This is a genomic window from Burkholderia sp. MSh2 (assembly GCF_000731655.1).
GTDB classification, from domain to species: Bacteria; Pseudomonadota; Gammaproteobacteria; order Burkholderiales; family Burkholderiaceae; genus Burkholderia; species Burkholderia paludis.
The window spans coordinates 64,689-83,068 of sequence record NZ_JPGM01000026.1; the positions used below are offsets into that span (position 1 = coordinate 64,689).

Annotated in this window: 19 protein-coding genes; 7 read left to right on the plus strand and 12 right to left on the minus strand. The window is 68.8% G+C overall.

Translation table 11 applies throughout. The features are described 5' to 3' along the window. Positions 1-33: 33 nt before the first annotated feature. The 10 genes from GQ57_RS17420 to GQ57_RS17460 all read right to left on the minus strand — a co-directional run bounded on the left by GQ57_RS17420 (position 34) and on the right by GQ57_RS17460 (position 8,810). Positions 34-369 carry a Rieske (2Fe-2S) protein gene (locus GQ57_RS17420; RefSeq protein WP_031402071.1) on the minus strand — a complete coding sequence of 112 codons (336 nt, stop codon included), beginning with the start codon at positions 367-369 and terminating at the stop codon, positions 34-36. Between the two features lie 3 nt (positions 370-372). Next, complete coding sequence (locus GQ57_RS17425; protein WP_031402070.1) at positions 373-684, minus strand: YciI family protein; 312 nt, start codon at positions 682-684, stop codon at positions 373-375. Between the two features lie 5 nt (positions 685-689). After that, positions 690-821, minus strand: coding sequence for a hypothetical protein (locus tag GQ57_RS44155; RefSeq protein WP_268810878.1), 132 nt, complete (start codon positions 819-821; stop codon positions 690-692). Between the two features lie 28 nt (positions 822-849). Then, the gene (locus tag GQ57_RS17430) at positions 850-1,917 is read right to left on the minus strand and encodes a maleylacetate reductase (protein WP_034198525.1); all 1,068 of its coding nucleotides are present in this window, start codon (positions 1,915-1,917) and stop codon (positions 850-852) included. 8 nt (positions 1,918-1,925) lie between these two features. After that, a complete protein-coding gene (locus GQ57_RS17435) occupies positions 1,926-3,392 on the minus strand; it encodes an aldehyde dehydrogenase family protein (RefSeq protein WP_034198526.1) in 1,467 nt (488 codons plus the stop codon). Positions 3,393-3,435: 43 nt separating this feature from the next. Next, a complete protein-coding gene (locus GQ57_RS17440; RefSeq protein ID WP_034198527.1) occupies positions 3,436-4,455 on the minus strand; it encodes a hydroxyquinol 1,2-dioxygenase in 1,020 nt (339 codons plus the stop codon). Positions 4,456-4,493: 38 nt separating this feature from the next. Beyond that, complete coding sequence (locus GQ57_RS17445) at positions 4,494-4,988, minus strand: hypothetical protein (protein ID WP_031402066.1); 495 nt, start codon at positions 4,986-4,988, stop codon at positions 4,494-4,496. Positions 4,989-5,102: 114 nt separating this feature from the next. Then, the gene (locus GQ57_RS17450; protein WP_031402065.1) at positions 5,103-6,032 is read right to left on the minus strand and encodes a LysR family transcriptional regulator; all 930 of its coding nucleotides are present in this window, start codon (positions 6,030-6,032) and stop codon (positions 5,103-5,105) included. 149 nt (positions 6,033-6,181) lie between these two features. Continuing rightward, on the minus strand, positions 6,182-7,435 hold the full coding sequence (locus tag GQ57_RS17455; protein ID WP_034198528.1) for an MFS transporter: 1,254 nt from the start codon (positions 7,433-7,435) through the stop codon (positions 6,182-6,184). A 415-nt stretch (positions 7,436-7,850) separates the two neighbouring features. Further along, positions 7,851-8,810, minus strand: coding sequence for a LysR substrate-binding domain-containing protein (locus tag GQ57_RS17460; RefSeq protein ID WP_034198529.1), 960 nt, complete (start codon positions 8,808-8,810; stop codon positions 7,851-7,853). A gap of 109 nt (positions 8,811-8,919) precedes the next feature. Between GQ57_RS17460 and metC the strand changes: the two genes are divergently transcribed. From metC to GQ57_RS17490, 6 genes are all read left to right on the plus strand, one after another. Then, positions 8,920-10,083 carry a cystathionine beta-lyase gene (gene metC, locus GQ57_RS17465; protein WP_034198530.1) on the plus strand — a complete coding sequence of 388 codons (1,164 nt, stop codon included), beginning with the start codon at positions 8,920-8,922 and terminating at the stop codon, positions 10,081-10,083. A gap of 40 nt (positions 10,084-10,123) precedes the next feature. Continuing rightward, on the plus strand, positions 10,124-10,963 hold the full coding sequence (locus tag GQ57_RS17470; protein ID WP_034198531.1) for an ABC transporter substrate-binding protein: 840 nt from the start codon (positions 10,124-10,126) through the stop codon (positions 10,961-10,963). 3 nt (positions 10,964-10,966) lie between these two features. Then, positions 10,967-11,617: an amino acid ABC transporter permease gene (locus GQ57_RS17475; protein WP_031402060.1), complete on the plus strand. Its 651-nt coding sequence runs from the start codon at positions 10,967-10,969 to the stop codon at positions 11,615-11,617. Next, positions 11,614-12,384, plus strand: a complete 771-nt coding sequence (locus tag GQ57_RS17480) for an amino acid ABC transporter ATP-binding protein (protein ID WP_031402059.1) — start codon at positions 11,614-11,616, stop codon at positions 12,382-12,384. The genes GQ57_RS17475 and GQ57_RS17480 overlap by 4 nt, the downstream gene beginning before the upstream one ends. Before the next feature lie 87 nt (positions 12,385-12,471). Further along, complete coding sequence (locus GQ57_RS17485; RefSeq protein WP_052001358.1) at positions 12,472-13,635, plus strand: NAD(P)/FAD-dependent oxidoreductase; 1,164 nt, start codon at positions 12,472-12,474, stop codon at positions 13,633-13,635. 203 nt (positions 13,636-13,838) lie between these two features. Beyond that, positions 13,839-15,329, plus strand: coding sequence for an aminotransferase class V-fold PLP-dependent enzyme (locus tag GQ57_RS17490; RefSeq protein ID WP_034198532.1), 1,491 nt, complete (start codon positions 13,839-13,841; stop codon positions 15,327-15,329). Positions 15,330-15,545: 216 nt separating this feature from the next. Here GQ57_RS17490 and GQ57_RS17495 read toward each other — a convergent pair whose 3' ends face one another. Beyond that, positions 15,546-16,658: a DJ-1/PfpI family protein gene (locus GQ57_RS17495; protein WP_081896684.1), complete on the minus strand. Its 1,113-nt coding sequence runs from the start codon at positions 16,656-16,658 to the stop codon at positions 15,546-15,548. 89 nt (positions 16,659-16,747) lie between these two features. On the opposite strand from GQ57_RS17495, the gene GQ57_RS17500 reads away from it, so the two are divergent. After that, positions 16,748-17,758 (plus strand): GlxA family transcriptional regulator, encoded by a 1,011-nt coding sequence (locus tag GQ57_RS17500; protein WP_034198533.1) that lies wholly within the window; start codon positions 16,748-16,750, stop codon positions 17,756-17,758. Between the two features lie 185 nt (positions 17,759-17,943). Here the strand turns inward: GQ57_RS17500 and GQ57_RS17505 are convergent, their stop codons facing one another. Further along, positions 17,944-18,375, minus strand: coding sequence for a hypothetical protein (locus tag GQ57_RS17505; RefSeq protein WP_052001359.1), 432 nt, complete (start codon positions 18,373-18,375; stop codon positions 17,944-17,946). Between the last annotated feature and the right edge of the window lie 5 nt (positions 18,376-18,380).

The window sequence follows — 18,380 nt, forward strand, 5'->3', positions numbered from 1 at the left end:
ACCGCGTTGCCTTTCCGCCCCGGAACGCGCGAATCACGCGCCGCGAACGACGACCCTCGCAGCGGCATCCACCTCGACCGCCACGGCCTCCAGCGCCGCGCCGGCACAAGGTCCGTCGATACACACCCCATCATCGAACCGGAACAGCGCGCTGTGATGGGCGCACATCAACACCTGCGACCGATAACAGGAAACACGCCCCGGCTCGAAATCGAGCGGCACCGAGAAATGCGGGCAACGGTTCACATACGCCCATGCCTGTTCGCCGCGTCGCACGACGATCACGGGACGCCCGATGCATGCGTCGTCGAGGACCCGCGCGCCGCCGTCAGGCACGTCGGACAATCGGCAGAGTGGTTGCGCTTCCATCGCTCACACCCGCTGCTCGGGGTTGCCGAGGCTCCAGTCCCACGGACGCACTTCCACGCGCGCGAACAGCCCCTCCTTCACGTACGGGTCGTTGCCGACGAACCGCATCACCGCCTGAATGTCGTCGGCCTCCACGACGAGCAGCGTTCCGTTCATCGTGTCGCCCTGCGGGTCCAGCGTCGGGCCGCCGAGCCGCACGACCACGCCGTGCTGCGCGCCGGCGCGCAGGTAACGCCGATGAATCGGCCGCACGCGGTCGCGCACGTCGCGCATGCCCGGCTGGTCCGTCGCAAATACCGCAAAGAATCGCGCCATGTCGATCAGCTCCGGTCGAGGGCGAACGTGTGGCGATGCCGCACGGAGCAGCGCACGCGCGAACCCGGCGTGCGGTCGAAGCCGGCGATGCGTCGCCCGGCCGGCCCGGCATCGCGGTCACGATGGTCATGGTTCATGTGTATCTCCATCGACGCGTCGAGCCGCTCACTGCGGCGCGCGTCCCTCCCAGGCATGCTGAAGCAGCGCGCGAATCGCCGTGCGCTCGATCGGCCGTGGATTCGCATACGGATTGCGGCACGCAAGGTCGGCCGCTTCGTCGAGGCCCGTCTCGGGCATCCCGAGATCGGCGAGCGCCGGCGCGATGCCGAGCCGCGCGTTCAGCCCGAACAGCAGCGGGCCCGCCTCGGCCGCCTCTCGTCCGCCCAACGCGCGCGCGACACGGCGCAGCGCATCGGGTGCGGCCGCATGGTTGTAGTGCGCGGTATGCGGCAGCATCGCCGCATGCGTCTGCGCGTGCGGCAGGTTGAAGGTGCCGCCGAGCGTGTGGCAGAGCTTGTGGTGCAGCGCCATGCCGACCGCGCCGAGACAGGTTCCCGCGAGCCATGCGCCGTACAACGCGCGGCTGCGCATCGCGCGGTCGGCCGGATCGCGCACCACGCCGGGCAACGCTTCGCCCAGCGCGCGGATCGATTCTTCTGCCATCAGGCTGATCACCGGGTTCGCGTCTTCCGCATACAGCGCCTCGACGGCATGGGCCATCGCATTGACGCCGGACGCCGCCGAAATGCCCGGCGGCAGCGACAACGTCAGCGACGGGTCGTAGAGCACGGTGCGCGGCAGCACGCGCGCGTCGCGCCCGGTGCGTTTCAGCCGGCCTTCCGTGAGCCCGAAGATCGGCGTCATCTCCGAGCCGGCGTACGTCGTCGGCACGGCCAGGATCGGCAGCGACGATTCGAGCGCGATGGCCTTGCCCAGCCCGATCGTCGAACCGCCGCCGATCGCGACGCAACAGTCCGCGCCCCGTTCGGCGGCCATCGCGCGAGCGGCGCGCGCAACCTCGACCGGCACGTGCATGACCGCCTGCGCACAGATGCCGGCCGCACGCTCGCCCAGGATCGCCTGCACGCGCTCGGCCAGGGGCTGCTGCTCGGGCGTCGACAGGATGAGCGCGCGGCGGGCGCCGAGCGTCGCCAGCTCGTCCGGCAGCCTGTCGAGCGCGCCCCATTCGAACACCACGCGCGAAGGGCTGCCCTGATAGACGAAGCGATCCATGACGAGCCTCAGCGCTTGAAGTGCGGCGGCACGTTGCCGTCGACGTTGACCCACACCGAGCGCGCTTCCGTGTAGTCGTGCATCGCCTCGAAGCCCATCTCGCGGCCATAGCCCGACTTGCCGACGCCGCCGAACGGGCTGCCCGGGTTGACGCGCTTGTAGCAGTTGATCCAGCACATGCCCGCGTGGATCCGCGATGCCATCCGGTGCGCACGCGAGAGGTCCTTCGTCCAGAGGCCGCTGCCGAGCCCGTATTCGGTCGCGTTCGCGATGTTCAGCGCTTCGTCGTCGCTGCCGAAGCGCAGCACGGTGACGAACGGGCCGAACACTTCCTCCTGCGCGACGCGGTCGGCCGCGCTTCGCGCCTCGATGACCGTCGGGCGCACGTAGTAGCCATTGGCGAGCGCCGGGTCCTGCGGCGCGCTGCCGCCGGTGAGCACGCGGCCGCCCTGCTCGCGCGCCACGTCGACGAACGACAGCACGCGCTCGAGGTGCTGCTTCGAGGTCAGCGGGCCCATTTCGGTATCGGCGTCGAGCGGGTTGCCGACGCGGATCGACGCGGCGAGCGCGACGAATCGCTCGAGGAACGCATCGGCGATACGTTCGTGCAGCACGAGGCGCGAGCCCGCGATGCACGCCTGCCCCTGGTTGTGGAAGATCGCCCACGCGGCGCCGTTGATGGCCGCATCGAGATCCGCGTCGTCGAAGACGATGTTCGCCCCCTTGCCGCCGAGTTCGAGCTGCACGCGCTTCAGGTTGCCCCGCGACGCCTCGACGATGCGGCGGCCGGTCGCCGTCGAGCCCGTGAACGCGATCTTGCCGACGCCCGGGTGTTCGGCGAGCCGCTGGCCGGCCGTATGGCCGTAGCCGGGGACGATGTTGACGACGCCGGCGGGAAACCCGACCTCGGCCATCAGCTCGACGATGCGCAAGGTCGACAGCGGCGTGATTTCCGACGGCTTGAGCACCACCGTGTTGCCGGCGGCCAGCGCCGGGCCCATCTTCCAGCTCGTGAACATCAGCGGAAAATTCCACGGCACGATCTGGCCGACGACACCGATCGGCGCACGCTGCACGTAGTTCAGGAAGCCGGTTTCGACGGGTATCACCGAGCCTTGCAGCTTGTCGGCCATGCCGCCGAAGTAGCGGAAGCAGGCCGCCGTGCGCGGTACGTCGAGCGCACGCGAATCGCGGATCGGGTGGCCGGTGTCCAGCGATTCGAGTTGCGCGAGTTCTTCCGCGTTGGCCTCGATCGCGTCGGCCAGGCGCAGCAGCAGCCGGCCGCGTTCGGCGGCCGGCAAGGCCGACCACTTGGGAAACGCGCGGGCCGCCGCGTCGACGGCGAGATCGACGTCCGCGGCGGTGGCCGCCGCGATGCGCGCGATGACCGATCCGTCGTGCGGATTCAGCACGTCGATCGTGCCGCGCTCGACGGCGTCGACGAAGCGCCCGTCGATGAAGAGTTGGGTTTGCATGAATCGTCCTCGGTATGGGCTGAAACGGAACCGCAAGCGCAGCTCAGAACGCGATCGGATACGGCGCAAGCTCGCCGCTCTCGTAGCGCCGCGGCAGGTCGGGCGTGGCGTTCTCCCAGACCAGCAGCATCGAGCGCTTCGTGGAGTAGCCCTGATGCCGGATGTCGGCTGGCATCGCGCAGATGTCGCCGGCGCGCATCGTGACGCGCGCCCGCGGCGCGCCGGTGTTCTTGTCGCCGATGTCCCACACGATTTCATCGGACAGTTGCAGGAACCACTCGACGCGGTCGTTGCCATGGAACACCGGCAGGATGAATTCCTCGGTGGTCGGGCAGAACAGGCTGCGCCCGCACACGGACGTGACCGACGGATTCCACGTGACGTCCGAGCGCGACAGGTACTTGAACAGGTTGAACGCGTGCAGCTCGCCCTCGAAGCCCGGCTCGGCATGCACGTCCGGCTCGTCCTGCGCGACGTCGAGGAACGCGCGGTTGACCGGCAGGTCGTCGCGCAGCGGCGAGTCGCCTTCGAGGCCCGGCATGCGGCGCGTCGCGATGCGCGTGCGCTCGATCGCCGCGCCGTTGTCGCCGTGCTTGCGCCCGAATGCCGAGCCCGTTTCCTCGGGCGCCGCGAACGGATCGAAGCCCGCGTTCGTCCAGTCGTGCAGCATCGCCTTGAAGGTCGCCATGATGGTGGGCGTCTCGAAGGTCTCGGTGTAGTCGACGCCGGCGTCCTTCAGGATGCCGTTGAAGGTGCCCGCGTAGATGTCGACCTTGCCGTAGTGATTGCGCGTGCCGAACACGTGGTCGAAATTCACCCAGCCGTAGAAGAAGCCCCATGCCACGTCGCGCATCATCGCGCGCAGGAAGGCGTCCGCCGGGATCGCGTGGGTGCGCGTCCGGCCTTTCGCGGGCCAGCTGATCGTCACGAAATATTCGTCGCGCCGGAACGCGAACTCGCCGAGCCGGAAGCCGCGGTAGCCGGTGACGGCATCGGCTTCGGTCGACCGCACCAGATCGGCGGCGAAGCGTGTGGAAGGGTCGAGGGTTTCGAGGGTGGCCATGACGTGTCTCCTGGGATAGTCGAATGAGGTCGGACGAATCAGTGCAGGCAGATGTCGGCCCACTTCTGCACGGACAGCTCGCCAAGCATGGTCTGCACGAGCGCGACGCCCGGCCGGCTCGCGGCGAAGCGGTATGCGCAGCCGGCCGGCAGCAGCGCCTGATGGCCCTTGCGCAGCACGACGTGCCCCATCGGGCGGCCGGCCGGCTGCGTGCCGGCGCTGACGGTGCCCTGCCCTGACGTCGGCGGCGTATCGAGCTTGATGAAATCGATCCGGACTTCGCCGTCCATCAGGATCGCGAACTCGTCGTGCGCGCAGGCGAACCACGGCGATTCGCCGTCGGTTCTCAGCACTTCGATCACGTATTCGAGGTTCTTGCCGGCGACGACCTTTTCATAAGGGGCCGACTTCGACGCCACCTCGAAGACGTTCGAGAAGGCGTAGTGCTGCGCGCTGCCGCTGGTGATTTCGATCTCGCCCTTCCGGTAACTGTCGAGCGAGCCAAAGACGGTGTGGAATGCCGTGTCGGTCATTGCTGTCTCCTGAGTTGAACTGCTTGTTGGATTCAACTCTAGGGGCAACGAACCATCGCAACAAGGCAACGGACGGCGATTACGGCATTCGCGTTTCGCGAATAATCGCGCGGGTCAGCGCACCCAGCCGCGCTCCAGCAGCGGACGATCCCACGGCGATTCGTCGCCGATGTATTCCGCGAGGAATTCGACCAGGGCCTTCACCTTCAACGCCTGGCGCTGCGTGGCCGGATAAACGGCGGCAAAGCTCAGCGGCGCGAGCTGGTAGTCGGTGAGGATCGGCACCAGCCGGCCCGCGACGAGCGCGTCGCTCGCCACGAGCGTCGGCAGGCAGACCACGCCGCCGCCGGTCAGCGCGTACTCGCGCAGCAGGTGCACGGAGTTCGAGCGGATCATGCCGGGCAGCTCCATTTCGACGACCTCGTCGCCGCGCGTCATGGTCCAGCGGTTGCGGGACGGATAGCCCGAATACAGCGCGGTGGTGTGCTGCAGCAGATCGCGCGGATGTTGTGGCGCAGCATGCGCGGCGAGGTAGGCGGGCGATGCGCAGAAGAGACGCCGGACCGTGAACAGCCGCCGCTCGATCAGCGATTCGGAAATCGGCGGGAAGATCTGGAAGGCGATGTCGAACCCTTCCTCGACGGGGTCCACCACGCGATCGTTGACGATGACGTCGATCTGGATGCCGGGGTAGCGCCGGTTGAATTCCATCAGCGGCGCGCCGAAGTGATCGAGCGCGAAGCCGGGCAGCATCTGGATGCGCAGCCGCCCGGTCGGCGTGGCGCGCAGCTCGCGCATCTGGTCGGTCAGTTCGTTGACGCGCCCCACCACCTCCGCGCACTCGCGATAGAACGCCTCGCCCACTTCGGACAACCGCACGTGGCGCGTGCTGCGATGGAACAGCGGCGCGTTGACGAACTTCTCGAGCTGCTGGATGCGGTTCGTCACCACGGAGCTGGTCACGCCGAGCTGCCGCGCCGCCTCGGCGAAGCTGCTCGCCTCCGCCACCCTGACGAATGCCTCGATGCTCAGAAACCGGTCCATGCCGCGCCCTTTATCGCCAGCGATACCGGCAGTCTACCCGTGCCGGCAACGGGCTGTGTCATGCGGGAGGCGTCACAGTGTCCCCCGCGCGATGTCAATCGATGACAATGCCGACGACACCCGATGACGCCGCCGCGCACGCGCGAGCCCTACCGCGGCTGCTTGCCTGCCGCCAGCTCCGGCGGCACCGCCACGCGGCGCTGCAGCACGGCCGGCGCGGTTTCCTTCAGCAGCAGGCTGACCAGGATACCCAGCATGACCGCGCACATCGGCAGCCACAGAATGTTCTGGATGCCGAAGTGTGCGGCGACGTAGCCGCCCATCGCCGGCGCGATGCCGCCGCCGAAAATCTCGCCGACGCCGACCACCACGCCGATGGACGTCGACACGAGCCCCGCGGGCGCGGCTTCGGTCGCCACCGGGCCGGACAGCAGCGACACCAGGCCGAGCGTGCAGAACGACGCGGCGAACAGGACCCCGAACAGCGCGAGCGGCTGCGGGCCGAGGCCGCGGAACACGTAGAGCATCGCGGCCGTTCCCGCGAAGCCCGCGATGCTGGCGAGGCGACGGCCGATCAGGTCGGACAGGCCCGGCAGCCCGAACTGCCCGAGGAAGCCGCCGAAGCCGATCGCCGACACGACGAGCCCCATCTTCTGCGTGCCGAGCGACAGGTAATCGGTCAGGTACAGCGGCAGCAGCGCGCCGAGCACGAACACGCCGGTCATCGCGCAGCACAGGGCGGCCATCGCCACGAGGATGTTGCGGCTCCTGAGCACGTGGCCGAGCGAGGCGGGCGCCTGTTCCGCCGCGACCGCCTTCGTCACCTTCGGCTCGCGGATCACGCAGAACATCGCCGCGCCGAGGATCAGGCCGGGAATCGCCACGAGCGCGAAGACCCAGCGCCACGACATGACGCCGAGCAACTGGGTGGCGATGATCGGCGACAACGCCAGCCCGAACAGCGCGAAGCCGCTTTGCTGCAGGCCGAGGTTCAGGCCGCGCCGGCGCGGATGCGACGCGTCGGCCGTCGCGGCGAAGCTCGTCGGGCAGAACGAGCCCTCCGCGACGCCCATCAGGCCGCGAATCGCCATCAGGCCGAGCAGGCCGCCCGCGAGCCCCGAGAAGCCCGACAGCAGCGAGAACGCGACGATCGCGGGAATCAGCACCTTCCTGCGCCCGATCCTGTCCGAGATGCCGCCCATCAGCGCCGCGAAGATGCCCCACGACAGCCCGAGCACGCCGATGCAGTTGCCGACGTCCTGCGCGTTCAGGTTCAGGTCCTTCATGATCGAAGGGAACAGCGGCGCGATGAGCCAGCGGTCGAGGCCGACCAGCCCGAAGCCGAGCGCCAGCAGCGCGACCGCCTTCCACTCATAGGAGGTATCCCACTCGTTTGCTTTCATTTCCGTCTCCGTGAACGCAGGTCCGCCTGCGCGCGCCGAAGCGCCTGCGCATGAGCCAGGTTCGATGTCGTTTGGGTGCGACGCGAATCGCGAGGAAGTGCCGGCCGCCGTTCGGGTTCGAGGCGTCGAGTCCGGTCAGCCGACGCCGCCAAGATAGGGGGAACGCCGGCCGTCGGGTATCGAACAACCGGCGAACGCGCCATTCGCGAAATGCGAATAATCGGGAGGGATGGGCCGGAAGCGCCTGCAAGGAAGCGCGGAGCGGGAGGGCGACGCGTTGAAACGGCGCGCGTTCGCGCGTTACGGGGGATTCCCTCATGGACATCGGGAAATCCGCGGCCGCCGCCCGTGCGAAGCGGGTAACGTCCGGCGTTTGCGCAGGCGGCGGCCGGCCGGGGCGGCTAACGGGGCCGACTCATCCGTCGCCGCCCACCGGCGCGCGCCCCTCTCTTGCGCGGCCCTTCCTGCCGAACAATGCCGCCAGCGCATTGCGGTCCGCTTCCAGCTGAATCCGCATGTGCTGGAGGAACACCCGCGCGTTCTCCGACAGCGGCGTGCCCGGCCGAAACACCAGCACGCCCGTGAAAGCGACCTCGATATCGAACGGCCTGACGACGAGCCCGCGCCGCACGAAGTCGAGCGCGACGAGCGGGTGGGCGAGCCCCACGCCCACCCCCGCCAGCGCGAGTTCGCAGACGGTATGCGAGTACGGCGTCTCCACCAGCGGCTTCAGCACGACACCGCGCCCGCGCAGCTGGGTCTCGAGCCGCAATCGCGTGCTGTCCTCCGGATTCAGCGCGATGAACGGCGTCTGCGGCAGATCCTCGGCGCGGATCAGGCTCCTGGCCGCGAGCGGGTGCCCCGCATTCATCACGGCCACCGCCGGAATGCTGACGAACGCCGAGTGCTCCAGCCCGGCCATCGACATTTCGTCGGACATCAGCCCGAAATCCACCTGCCCCGCCGACACCTTCTCGTGCACCTCGCGGGAGCTCATCACCTGCAGCGAAATCTGCACGTCGCGCGCGGCCGCATCGAACGATGCGATCACGCGCGGCAGGAAGCCGGTGCCGAGCGCGGGCAGCGACGCGATCGCGAGGCGCCCCAGTCCGTACGAACGCAGGCTGCGGATCCGGTGCTCGATCACCTCGAAGCCGAGAAAGTAGCGGTCCACGTCGCGCATCAGCGCCACGGCTTCCTGCGTCGGCACGAGGCGGCTGCGCACGCGCTCGAACAGGCGGAACCCGGCCATGCTCTCGAGCCGGCGGATCGACTGGCTCACCGCCGGCTGCGAAATCTCCAGCACGCCGGCCGCCTTGCTCGTGCTCCCGGCGTTCATCACCGCCCGGAACACCTCGATATCCCGCACGCTCATCTATAACTCCGGCTTATCGACCTAATTATTTCCGATGTTGCTTCAATCCGGCGCGAAAGTAAAACTTCATCGCATCCAACCTGCCAGCCACGGAGTTCCGACCCGCATCATGACCACCACCACCCCGCTTCCCCCGCAACCGTTCCGCAGCCTGTCGCCCGCCGTCATGCGCGCGTCGACCGTCGTGTTCGATTCGCTCGACGATTTCGCGCGCCGCAAGGAGCGCCAGCCCGACGGCTACAGCTACGGCATCACCGGCACGCCCACCGCGCGCGAGCTGGAACGCCGCATCGCCGCGCTCGAAGGCGGCGCGCACTGCGTACTGGCGCCGTCCGGGCAGGCCGCGCTGATGACGGCCGTGATGGGCTTCGTCCGCGGCGGCGATCATCTGCTCGTGTCCGCCGCGTGCTACGGGGCGCTCAAGACCTTCGCGCAGAAATGGCTCGCCATGTTCGACGTGGAAGTCGAACTGTACGAACCGGCGATCGGCGCCGGCATCGAGCGATACGTGAAGCCGAATACGCGCATGATCTGCATGGAATCGCCGGGCACGGTGACGATGGAGATGCCCGACATTCCGGCGATCGTCGACGTCGCGCGCCGTCGCGGCGTCATGACGATGATGGACAACACGTGGGCCAGCCCGCTCGCGTTCCGTCCGCTCGAACACGGCGTGGACCTGAGCGTCGAAGCGGCCACCAAGCTGTTCGGCGGCCACTCCGATCTGCTGCTCGGGGCGATCAGCATGAACGATTTCGGCTACTACGAAACATTGCGCGAGACGCAGAGCATCCTGGGCCAGCAGGCGAGCCCGGACGACTGCTTCCTCGTGCTGCGCGGCCTCGAAACCCTGAAGGTGCGCTTCGATGCGCAAAGCGCGGCGGCGCTGCGCGTCGCGCAGTTCCTCGAATCGCATCCGGCCGTTCACAAGGTGCTGTTCCCGGCGCTGCCGTCCGACGCGGGGCACGCGATCTGGAAACGCGATTTCTCCGGCAACGGCTGCCTGTTCTCGCTGATGCTCGAACCCGCGCCGGAAGCGGCGTTCACCGCTTTCTTCGATGCGCTGCGGTGTTTCGCGATCGGCGCGAGCTGGGGCGGCGTCCACAGCCTCGCCGCGTACTACCCGGCGGCGCTGCAGGCGCAGCGTTCGTTCCCGCTGACCGACCGGCCCATCGTCCGCCTGTCGATCGGGCTCGAGGCGCCCGAGCTGCTGATCGACGATCTGTGCGCCGGCCTCGCGGCATTCACCGACGCCAGGCACCGCACGGCGTGACGCCGTGATCGCGCAACCCACAGCCCCCCAAGGAGACATCATGAGAAAAGTTACCCCACTCGCGCTGGCCAGATGCCTGGCCGCATTCGGCATGACGGGCCTGCTGGCGCTGTCGAGCGTCGATGCGGGCGCGGCGGACCTGCTCGCGGCCGCGCGGGCCAGCGGCACGCTGCGCGTGGCGAACACGCAGAGCAGCCCGCCGTGGACGCTGCTGGACGATCACAACCAGCCGGCCGGCTATGACGTCGAAGTCGCACGCGAAGTCGGAAAGCGCATCGGCGTGAAGCAGGTCGTCTTCATCGCCGACGCATACAAGAACTTCGTCGAAGGGCTCAAGTCCGGCAAATACGATCTCGTGATGAACGACCTGACGCCGACGGCCGAGCGCGGCAAGCAGGTCGATTTCGCGAGGCCGTACGGCGTCGAGGATTTCCGCATCTTCGTGCGTGCCGACAACGCGAACATTCACGGGCAGGCCGACCTGAAGGGCAAGCGGGTCGGCGTGACCACCGGTTCGACCAACGAGGCATGGGCGCGCGCGCACCTGAAGGACACCGACATCCGCGCGTACGACAACGGCGGGCTCGTGTTCAACGACCTCGGCAGCGGCCGCCTCGACGCGGTCATCATCTCCCACTTCGGCGGGATGAAATACGCCAACGTGAATCACCTGCCGGTCAAGGAAGTCGGCGAGCCGCTGATCTACCAGCTGTCCGCGCCGGCGCTCGCGAAGGGGCAACCGGCCCTCCTCGCCGCCGTCGACAAGGCGATCGACGACATGACGGCCGACGGCACGCTCGAACGGCTCGCGAAACGCTGGGTCGGCCCGGGCTACGACATGCTCGGCAGCATCGCCAGGGCGAAGGCCCAGAAGGAGTAACGCATGTTCGATCTCTTCATGCGGTCGCTGCCGCTGCTCGAAAGCGCGGTGACGATGACCGTGTTCCTCGGCCTCGCGTCGTTCGCGCTCGGGTCGGCGCTGGGGCTCGCCGTCGCGCTCGCGCGGGTGTCGTCGATCCGGGTGCTGCGCGGCATCGCGTTCGCGTACGTGTCCGTCTTTCGCGGCACGCCGCTGCTCGTGCAGATCCTGCTGATCTATTTCGGGCTGCCGCGCTACGGCATCACGCTCGATCCGGTGCCGGCCGCCCTGCTCGCGCTGACGCTCTTTTCCGCCGCCTACCTCAGCGAGAACTTCCGCTCCGGGATCAACGCGGTCGATCGCGGCCAGTGGGAGGCCGCGCATTCGCTCGGCATGAGCTACTGGAAGATGATGTGGCGCGTGATCCTGCCGCAAGGGCTGCGCATCGCGATTCCGCCCGTCGGCAGCCGCATGATCGCGCTGATCAAGGACACGTCGCTGGCGTCCACGATCACCGTCGTCGAGCTGACCCGCGTGGCCGACCAGGTCGGCGCATCGACCTTCCGCTACCTGGAGATGTTCCTGATGGTCGGCCTGATCTACTGGGTCATCAACCAGATCCTGACGATCGTCCAGACAATTTTCGAAGGCCGGGTGTCGAGGCGTTTCCAATGAATACCACCATGCATACCATCGTCGTTCAGGGGCTGACCAAGTCCTTCGGCGCCAACGCGGTGCTGCGCGGCGTCGACTTCAGCGTTGCGCGCGGGGAAGTCGTCGTCCTGATGGGGCCGTCCGGCTCCGGCAAGACCACGCTCCTGCGCTCGCTGAATTTCCTGGAACTGCCCGATGCGGGCACGGTGTCCGTGTGCGGCATCGGGATCGAGCGCACCGGCGGCGGCGCGCTGTCGCGCGACGAGCGCAAGCGCGTCAACGCGATCCGCCGGCGCACGGCCATGGTGTTCCAGTCGTTCAACCTGTTTCCGCATCGCACCGCGCTGGAAAACGTCATCGAAGGGCTCGTGAGCGTCAAGGGCATGAGGAAGGACGAAGCGGCCGAACGCGGCCTGCGCCTGCTCGATCGCGTGGGCCTCGCGCACAAGGCCGGCGACTATCCCGCGCGACTCTCCGGCGGCCAGAAGCAGCGCGTGGCCATCGCCCGCGGCCTCGCGATGGAGCCCGAGGTGATCCTGTTCGACGAACCGACCTCCGCGCTCGATCCGGCGCTGCGGGAAGACGTGCTCGCGGTGATGCGGGAGCTGGCCGGCAACGGGATGACGATGCTGGTCGTCACGCACGAAGTGCGGTTTGCGCAGGACGTCGCCGATCGCGTGGTGTTCATGGAGAACGGCGTGGTCGTCGAGGACACGACACCCGCCGAGTTCTTCACGGCCAGCACCCATCCGCGCGTGCGCCAGTTCCTCAATCTCATCGAAACCTGACGCACGCGTGGCCGGCGGCGCCGCCACCGGCGGCCACGCTGCCCAATTAATCAGTTAAACGAAACATATCGAACCAAGGAGACGCAAATGAACCGCCGGCAATTCTTCCCCGTGTTTGCCGCGCCGCTCGCCGGCGCGCTGCCCTCGATCGCGCGGGCGGCCAGGGCAAGGGACCGCGTGATCGTGATCGGCAGCGGCATCATGGGCGCATCGATCGCCTATCACCTCGCGCGGCGCGGCGCCGAGGTCACGCTCATCGAGAAGGATGCGCCGGCATCCGGCACCACGCGCAATTCGTTCGCGTGGATCAATGCGAACAACAAGGCGCCGTATTCGTATTACGCCCTGAACTACGAAGGCATCCTCGGATGGCGCCGCCTTCAGCTCGAAATCGGGCCGTCGCTGCAGATTCAATGGGGCGGCGGCATCGCGTGGTGCGGCGCGGACCGCAAGCAGATCGACCGGCTCCACGACACGACTGCCCAGCATCAGCCGTGGGGCTATCCGATCCGCAACATCACGCGCGACGACCTCGAGCGCCTGGTGCCCGGCGTGCACGCCGGCGAGTTCGGCACGGGCTGGCATTCGACCATCGACGGGACGCTCGACCCGGTGGCCGCCACGCTGGCGCTGGTCCAGGCCGGCATCCGTGCCGGCGTCACGCTGACGAAAGCCGACGTATCGACGATCGATTTCGACGGCGATCGCGCAACCGGCGTGACCACGAACAAGGGGCCGTTCTTCGCGGATCACGTCGTGATCGCGGCCGGGAACGACTCCACGCGGCTCGGCGCGCAGGCCGGCATTCCTGTCCCGCTCCGCATGTCGAAGGGCATTCTTGCCCACAGCACGCCGATGCCGCCGCTCGTGCATCAGGTCCTGATGCCGCCCGGCCTCGACATCAAGCAGAACCCCGACGGGCGCATCGTCGCCGGCTCGAACTTCGGCGACACCGGCACGCTGGCGCCCACGCCGGAACTCGGCGCGAAGCTGCTCCAACGCGTCACCGACGTGCTGCCGGAGACCCGGGGCATCGAACTCGACTACATGACGCTCGGCTATCGTGTGCTGCCGCGCGACGAATATCCGATCATGGGCCGCGGCCGCCAGTACCGGAACGTTCACGTCGCCGCGATGCACAGCGGCATGACGTCCGCGCCGGCCATCGGCCAGTTGTTCGCGATCGAGGTGCTCGACGGCGTCGAGACGGCGCAGCTTCAGGATTTCCGCCCGCAACGCTTCTATTCGTGAATCCGCCGCCGGCCGGCCGGCCTGGCCGCGCCGGCCCCGGCAGGCGCACGATCTCGCCGCAAGAAAATCGAATTCTCCCATTCCACACATTGCGAAAACGTTATTCCATATCAAGCTGAACCGACAGCCAACTTTGGATCCTTTTTCCCGCCTGTCCCCCGTATCATTTCTTCCATTCCGAAAGAAAAGAGCAAGAGAAGGACATGAGCGAACCCACCCCGCTGCACTACCTCGACTACGCCGCCACGACGCCCGCGGACCCGCGCGTGATCGAAGCGATGACCGCCTGCCTCGGCTTCGACGGCATCTTCGGCAATCCCGCGTCGAATTCTCACGCCGCCGGCCGGCTGGCGCGCGACAAGGTCGAGCGCGCACGCGCACAGGTCGCCGCGCTCATCGGCGCGGACGCCGACGAGATCGTCTGGACGTCCGGCGCGACCGAATCGAACAACCTCGCGCTGAAGGGCCATGCGGAAACCGCGACCGGCAAGCGCCACCTGGTCACGAGCCGCATCGAGCACAAGGCGATTCTCGACACGATGGCGAACCTGTCGACGCGCGGCATGTCGGTCACGCTGCTGACGCCCACGCGCGACGGCGAAATCACGCCCGATGCGGTGGCCGCCGCGATCGGCCCCGATACGGGCCTCGTGTCGCTGATGCTCGTGAACAACGAACTCGGCACGCTGACGGATATCGGCGCCATCTCCCGCATCGTGCACGCCGCGGGCGCGCTGCTTCACGTCGACGCCGCGCAGGCGCTCGGCAAGACGCCGATCGACGTGCGCGCGCTCGGCATCGACATGCTGTCGATGTCCGCGCACAAGGTGTATGGCCCGAAGGGCATCGGCGCGCTGTTCGTGCGCCGCGACATCGCGGCCCGGATCGCCCCGCAGATTCACGGCGGCGGCCACGAGCGCGGCCTGCGCTCGGGCACGCTCGCGACGCATCAGATCGTCGGCATGGGCGTGGCCTGCGAACTCGCCGCTGAAAAGCTCGCCGGCGAAGCCGCGCGGATCGCGGCGCTCGGCGCGCGCCTGACGAACGCGCTGGCCGCGCTCGGCGACGTCACGCAGAACGCAGCCGCGGCGCGCCGCATTCCGCACACGCTGAGCCTGACGGTGAATGCGCCCGGCTTCTTTCCGTTCATGCTCGGCGAGGCGCTTGCGGTGTCGTCGACCTCCGCATGCAACTCGACCAGCGGCGCGCCTTCGCACGTGCTGACCGCGATCGGCCTCGATGCGGAAACCGCCGGCCGCACCGTACGCGTGAGCTTCGGCCGCTTCACGACGGAGCAGGACGTCGATGCCGCGATCGCCGGTTTTCGCAACGCGATCGAGCAGTGTCGCGCGACGGCCGCGAACGGGTTTTCCGCTTCACGGCAGATCACGCCGGCCGACCTGAAGGCGATCCGCAATGCCGGCTTCCGTTCGGTGATCTGCAACCGGCCCGACGGCGAAGGCGCCGATCAGCCGGCGTTCGACGAGATCGCCGCCGCGGCCCGCGAACTGGGCCTCGACGCGCGCTACCTGCCGGTCGAGCGCGACCGGATCGGCGACGCGGAAGTCGATGCGTTCGGTGCGCTGGTCGATACGCTGCAGAAGCCGGTGCTCGCGTACTGCGGAAGCGGCAGCCGCGCCGGCATGCTGTGGAATCGCTGGTCCGCGCGGCGCATGGCCGCCACGCCGGCCTGAACCGGGACACCGTCCGTCACGTCATGCCGCGCCGCCCGCGTTCGCGCACGAAGCCGATGCGTCGATGCTTCAATGCGCTGCCGGGCGGCAACATAGAATGAAACCGCATCGGCAGCGCACGGCGTCTTCCACACGCCATCGCGCGCCATGCGCATCCGGCGCCCTCCAGCCGCACGCAACCGACAGGCGACGCCGCGACGATGCGCGGCCGCGCCGCTACCTCGGATATTCGAGCAGCAAAGCCACCCAGTCGGACGTCGCGGCGCCGTAGCGCGACGCGATGTCGTCGAGCACCCCGGGCAGCACCGCATCGCCGCGCCGCCCTTCCGGCACGACGATGCGTGCATGCGCGGCGCCTGCCGGCTGCGTCCGCAGCCGCAACCCGTGCCGCGATACGATCTCGCGCGCGTCGGCCGTCGCGACGACCCCGCTGCGCCACGTCCGCGCCCACGCATCGGCGGTCAGCGCCACCGGCAACTCGTCGAACCCGTCGTCGACCGGCAGATCGAACGTCTCGTAGCGCCAGAACGCCACCCGGTTCGCCAGCGCCGCCATCGTCGTGCGCGCGCTCAACGCGAACCGGCGGCCGTCGTGTCGATCGCTCCACGCCTGCACGCCGATGTGTCGCGCGGTCTCGCGCGCCGCCGCGGGCCCGGCCAGCGCGCTCACCAATGCAAGCGACGCCGGCAGCGACGCCGACACGCCGCTCGTCGTCATCACGTTGCCGTCCATCACGTAGCGGCGATCGTCGATCCAGGTCGTATCGGCAAAGCGGCGGCGCAGACCATCGCGCGAATACCAGTGGGACGTCGCGACACGGTGGCGCAGCAGGCCGGCGTTCGCGAGCACCTCCGCGCCGTCGCAGATCGCCACCATCGTCGCGCCGCCGGCGGCCTGCTTGCGCAGCCACGCCAGTACCGCCGGGCTGTCCGCGCGATGCAGCGCGGGCACGACGACCGCATCGGCCCCGGCAGGCGTCGCGGCATCGAACCGTTCGAAGGTCGTGTCGGCCAGCATGCGCAGCGCGGGCATCAGCTCGACGGCCCCCGCGTCGGCCGACACGGCGACGACATCCACCGCGCCGGACGCCTTCAGGATCGAATAAGGGACGATGAAATCGGTCGTCTCCGTTCCCGCGTTGTCCGCGACGATCGCGACGAGCGGCCGCGCGCGCCCGTCCTTCGGTGCGGCCGTGGCCCGTGCCGCAGCCGGTGCGTCCACCGTCGCGGCGTACGCGATCGCCGCCGTCCATGCCCACACGCCGGCCAGCGCGCACGCAAGCAGCGCCGCCCATGCGCGCCGCGCATTCCGTCCCGTTCCCGTTCGCATCGCCCGCCCCGCGTCATTCGATTGCACGTCCGGGAAATTACAAGGATCATGCTCGCGGTCACAAGGACAACTCCACCGCACTTCCCGCCATGCCCCAGCCCCCGCAACCGGTACGCGACGTCGTGATCGTCGGCTTCGAAGGCGTCCAGTCGCTCGACATCACCGGCCCGATGGAAGTGTTCGCGGTCGCGAACCGTTACCTGCCGGATCATGCGACGCCGTACCGGCTGACGCTCGCGTCGCAGGACGGAGGCGGCCTCGTCACGCATGCCGGCCTGCGGCTCGCGGGCCCGACCGCGCTCGCGGCGCTGCCCGCGCGGCTCGACACGATCGTCGTCGCCGGCGGCAGCGAAGCGGCGCTGCGGCATGCAGCGTCCGACGCGGGCGTGCTGCCGTGGCTGCGGGCGCGCGTCGCCGACACGCGGCGCATCGCGAGCATCTGCACCGGCGCGTTCGTGCTCGCCGCGGGCGGCTGGCTGGACGGCCGGCGCGCGACCACGCACTGGAACCAGTGTGCGACGCTGCAGGCGCTGCGCCCCGCGATTCGCGTCGAGCCCGACGCGATCTACGTCAGCGATCCGCCCTTTCATACCTCGGCCGGCGTGACGGCCGGCATCGACCTGTGCCTCGCGCTCGTCGAGGCGGACTGCGGCACGCCGACCGCCGTCGCCGTCGCGCGCGAACTCGTCCTTTTCATGCATCGCCCCGGTGGGCAGGCGCAGTTCAGCGTCGGACTCGGCACCCTGGCCGGCGCAACGCCGCGCATGCGCACGCTGCTCGCCGAGATCGCCGACGATCCGACCGGCGATCTCGGCGTCGCCGCGCTGGCCGCGCGCATGCACATGAGCGAGCGGTCGTTTGCGCGCAACTTCCTCAGGGAAACCGGGCGATCGCCCGCGCAATTCGTCCTGGCGGCGCGGGTCGAGCGCGCGAAGGCGCTGCTCGAACGGGCCGACTGGCCGCTCGAACGAATCGCCGAGCGGTCGGGATTCGGCAGTGTCGACGCGCTGCAGCGCGCGTTCGCGAAGCAGGTGGGCGTATCGCCGCGCGACTATCGCGCACGCTTCGGCGCGCGACGCCACGGGCAGCCGGCAGCGTAAGCCGTCCGCAACGGCACGGCGCGCGAAGAAGCTGCGGGGAAAGGTTCGCATCGGGCTACCGGGCCGAATGCGCCCGGCGCCGACACGCGTTGGCCGCGTGGAGATCGGTAGAAATGAATCGGACGGCGGCCGCCGGCGCACATCGTCGCGCCGGCGGCCGGCCGTCATGCCGCTACACCGTTACGTCACTCGTCCTGCTGTTCCTGCTGCGCCTGCACCTGCCGCTGCTGGATGAACTGCCGCACGTCGCTCAGCGTCACGCGGCCCGTGTGCTTCGAGTCGATCTCGTCGAAGTGTTTCGACACGAACCCGAGCCCGCTGCTCTGCGCCTGCGCCTTCGTCACCGCCGCGCCGTTGCTCAGCACCGTATTGGCGCCGAGCCGTGCGTCGACGCGCTGCTGCGCCTGCTGCTGCAGCGTCGAGCCGGTCGACGGCAGCACCGGCGCCACCCGCGTGGCGGGAAAGAACGGACCGTCGACACCGCGCCCGCCGTGCGGCAGCTTCACCGGCGCCACCGCCTGCGGCGGCAACGCATGGGCACTGCTCATCACGGCACCGAGGACGATCAACGGAGACATACGCCGCATCAAATTGATTAGGGACATGATCACTCGCATTCAAT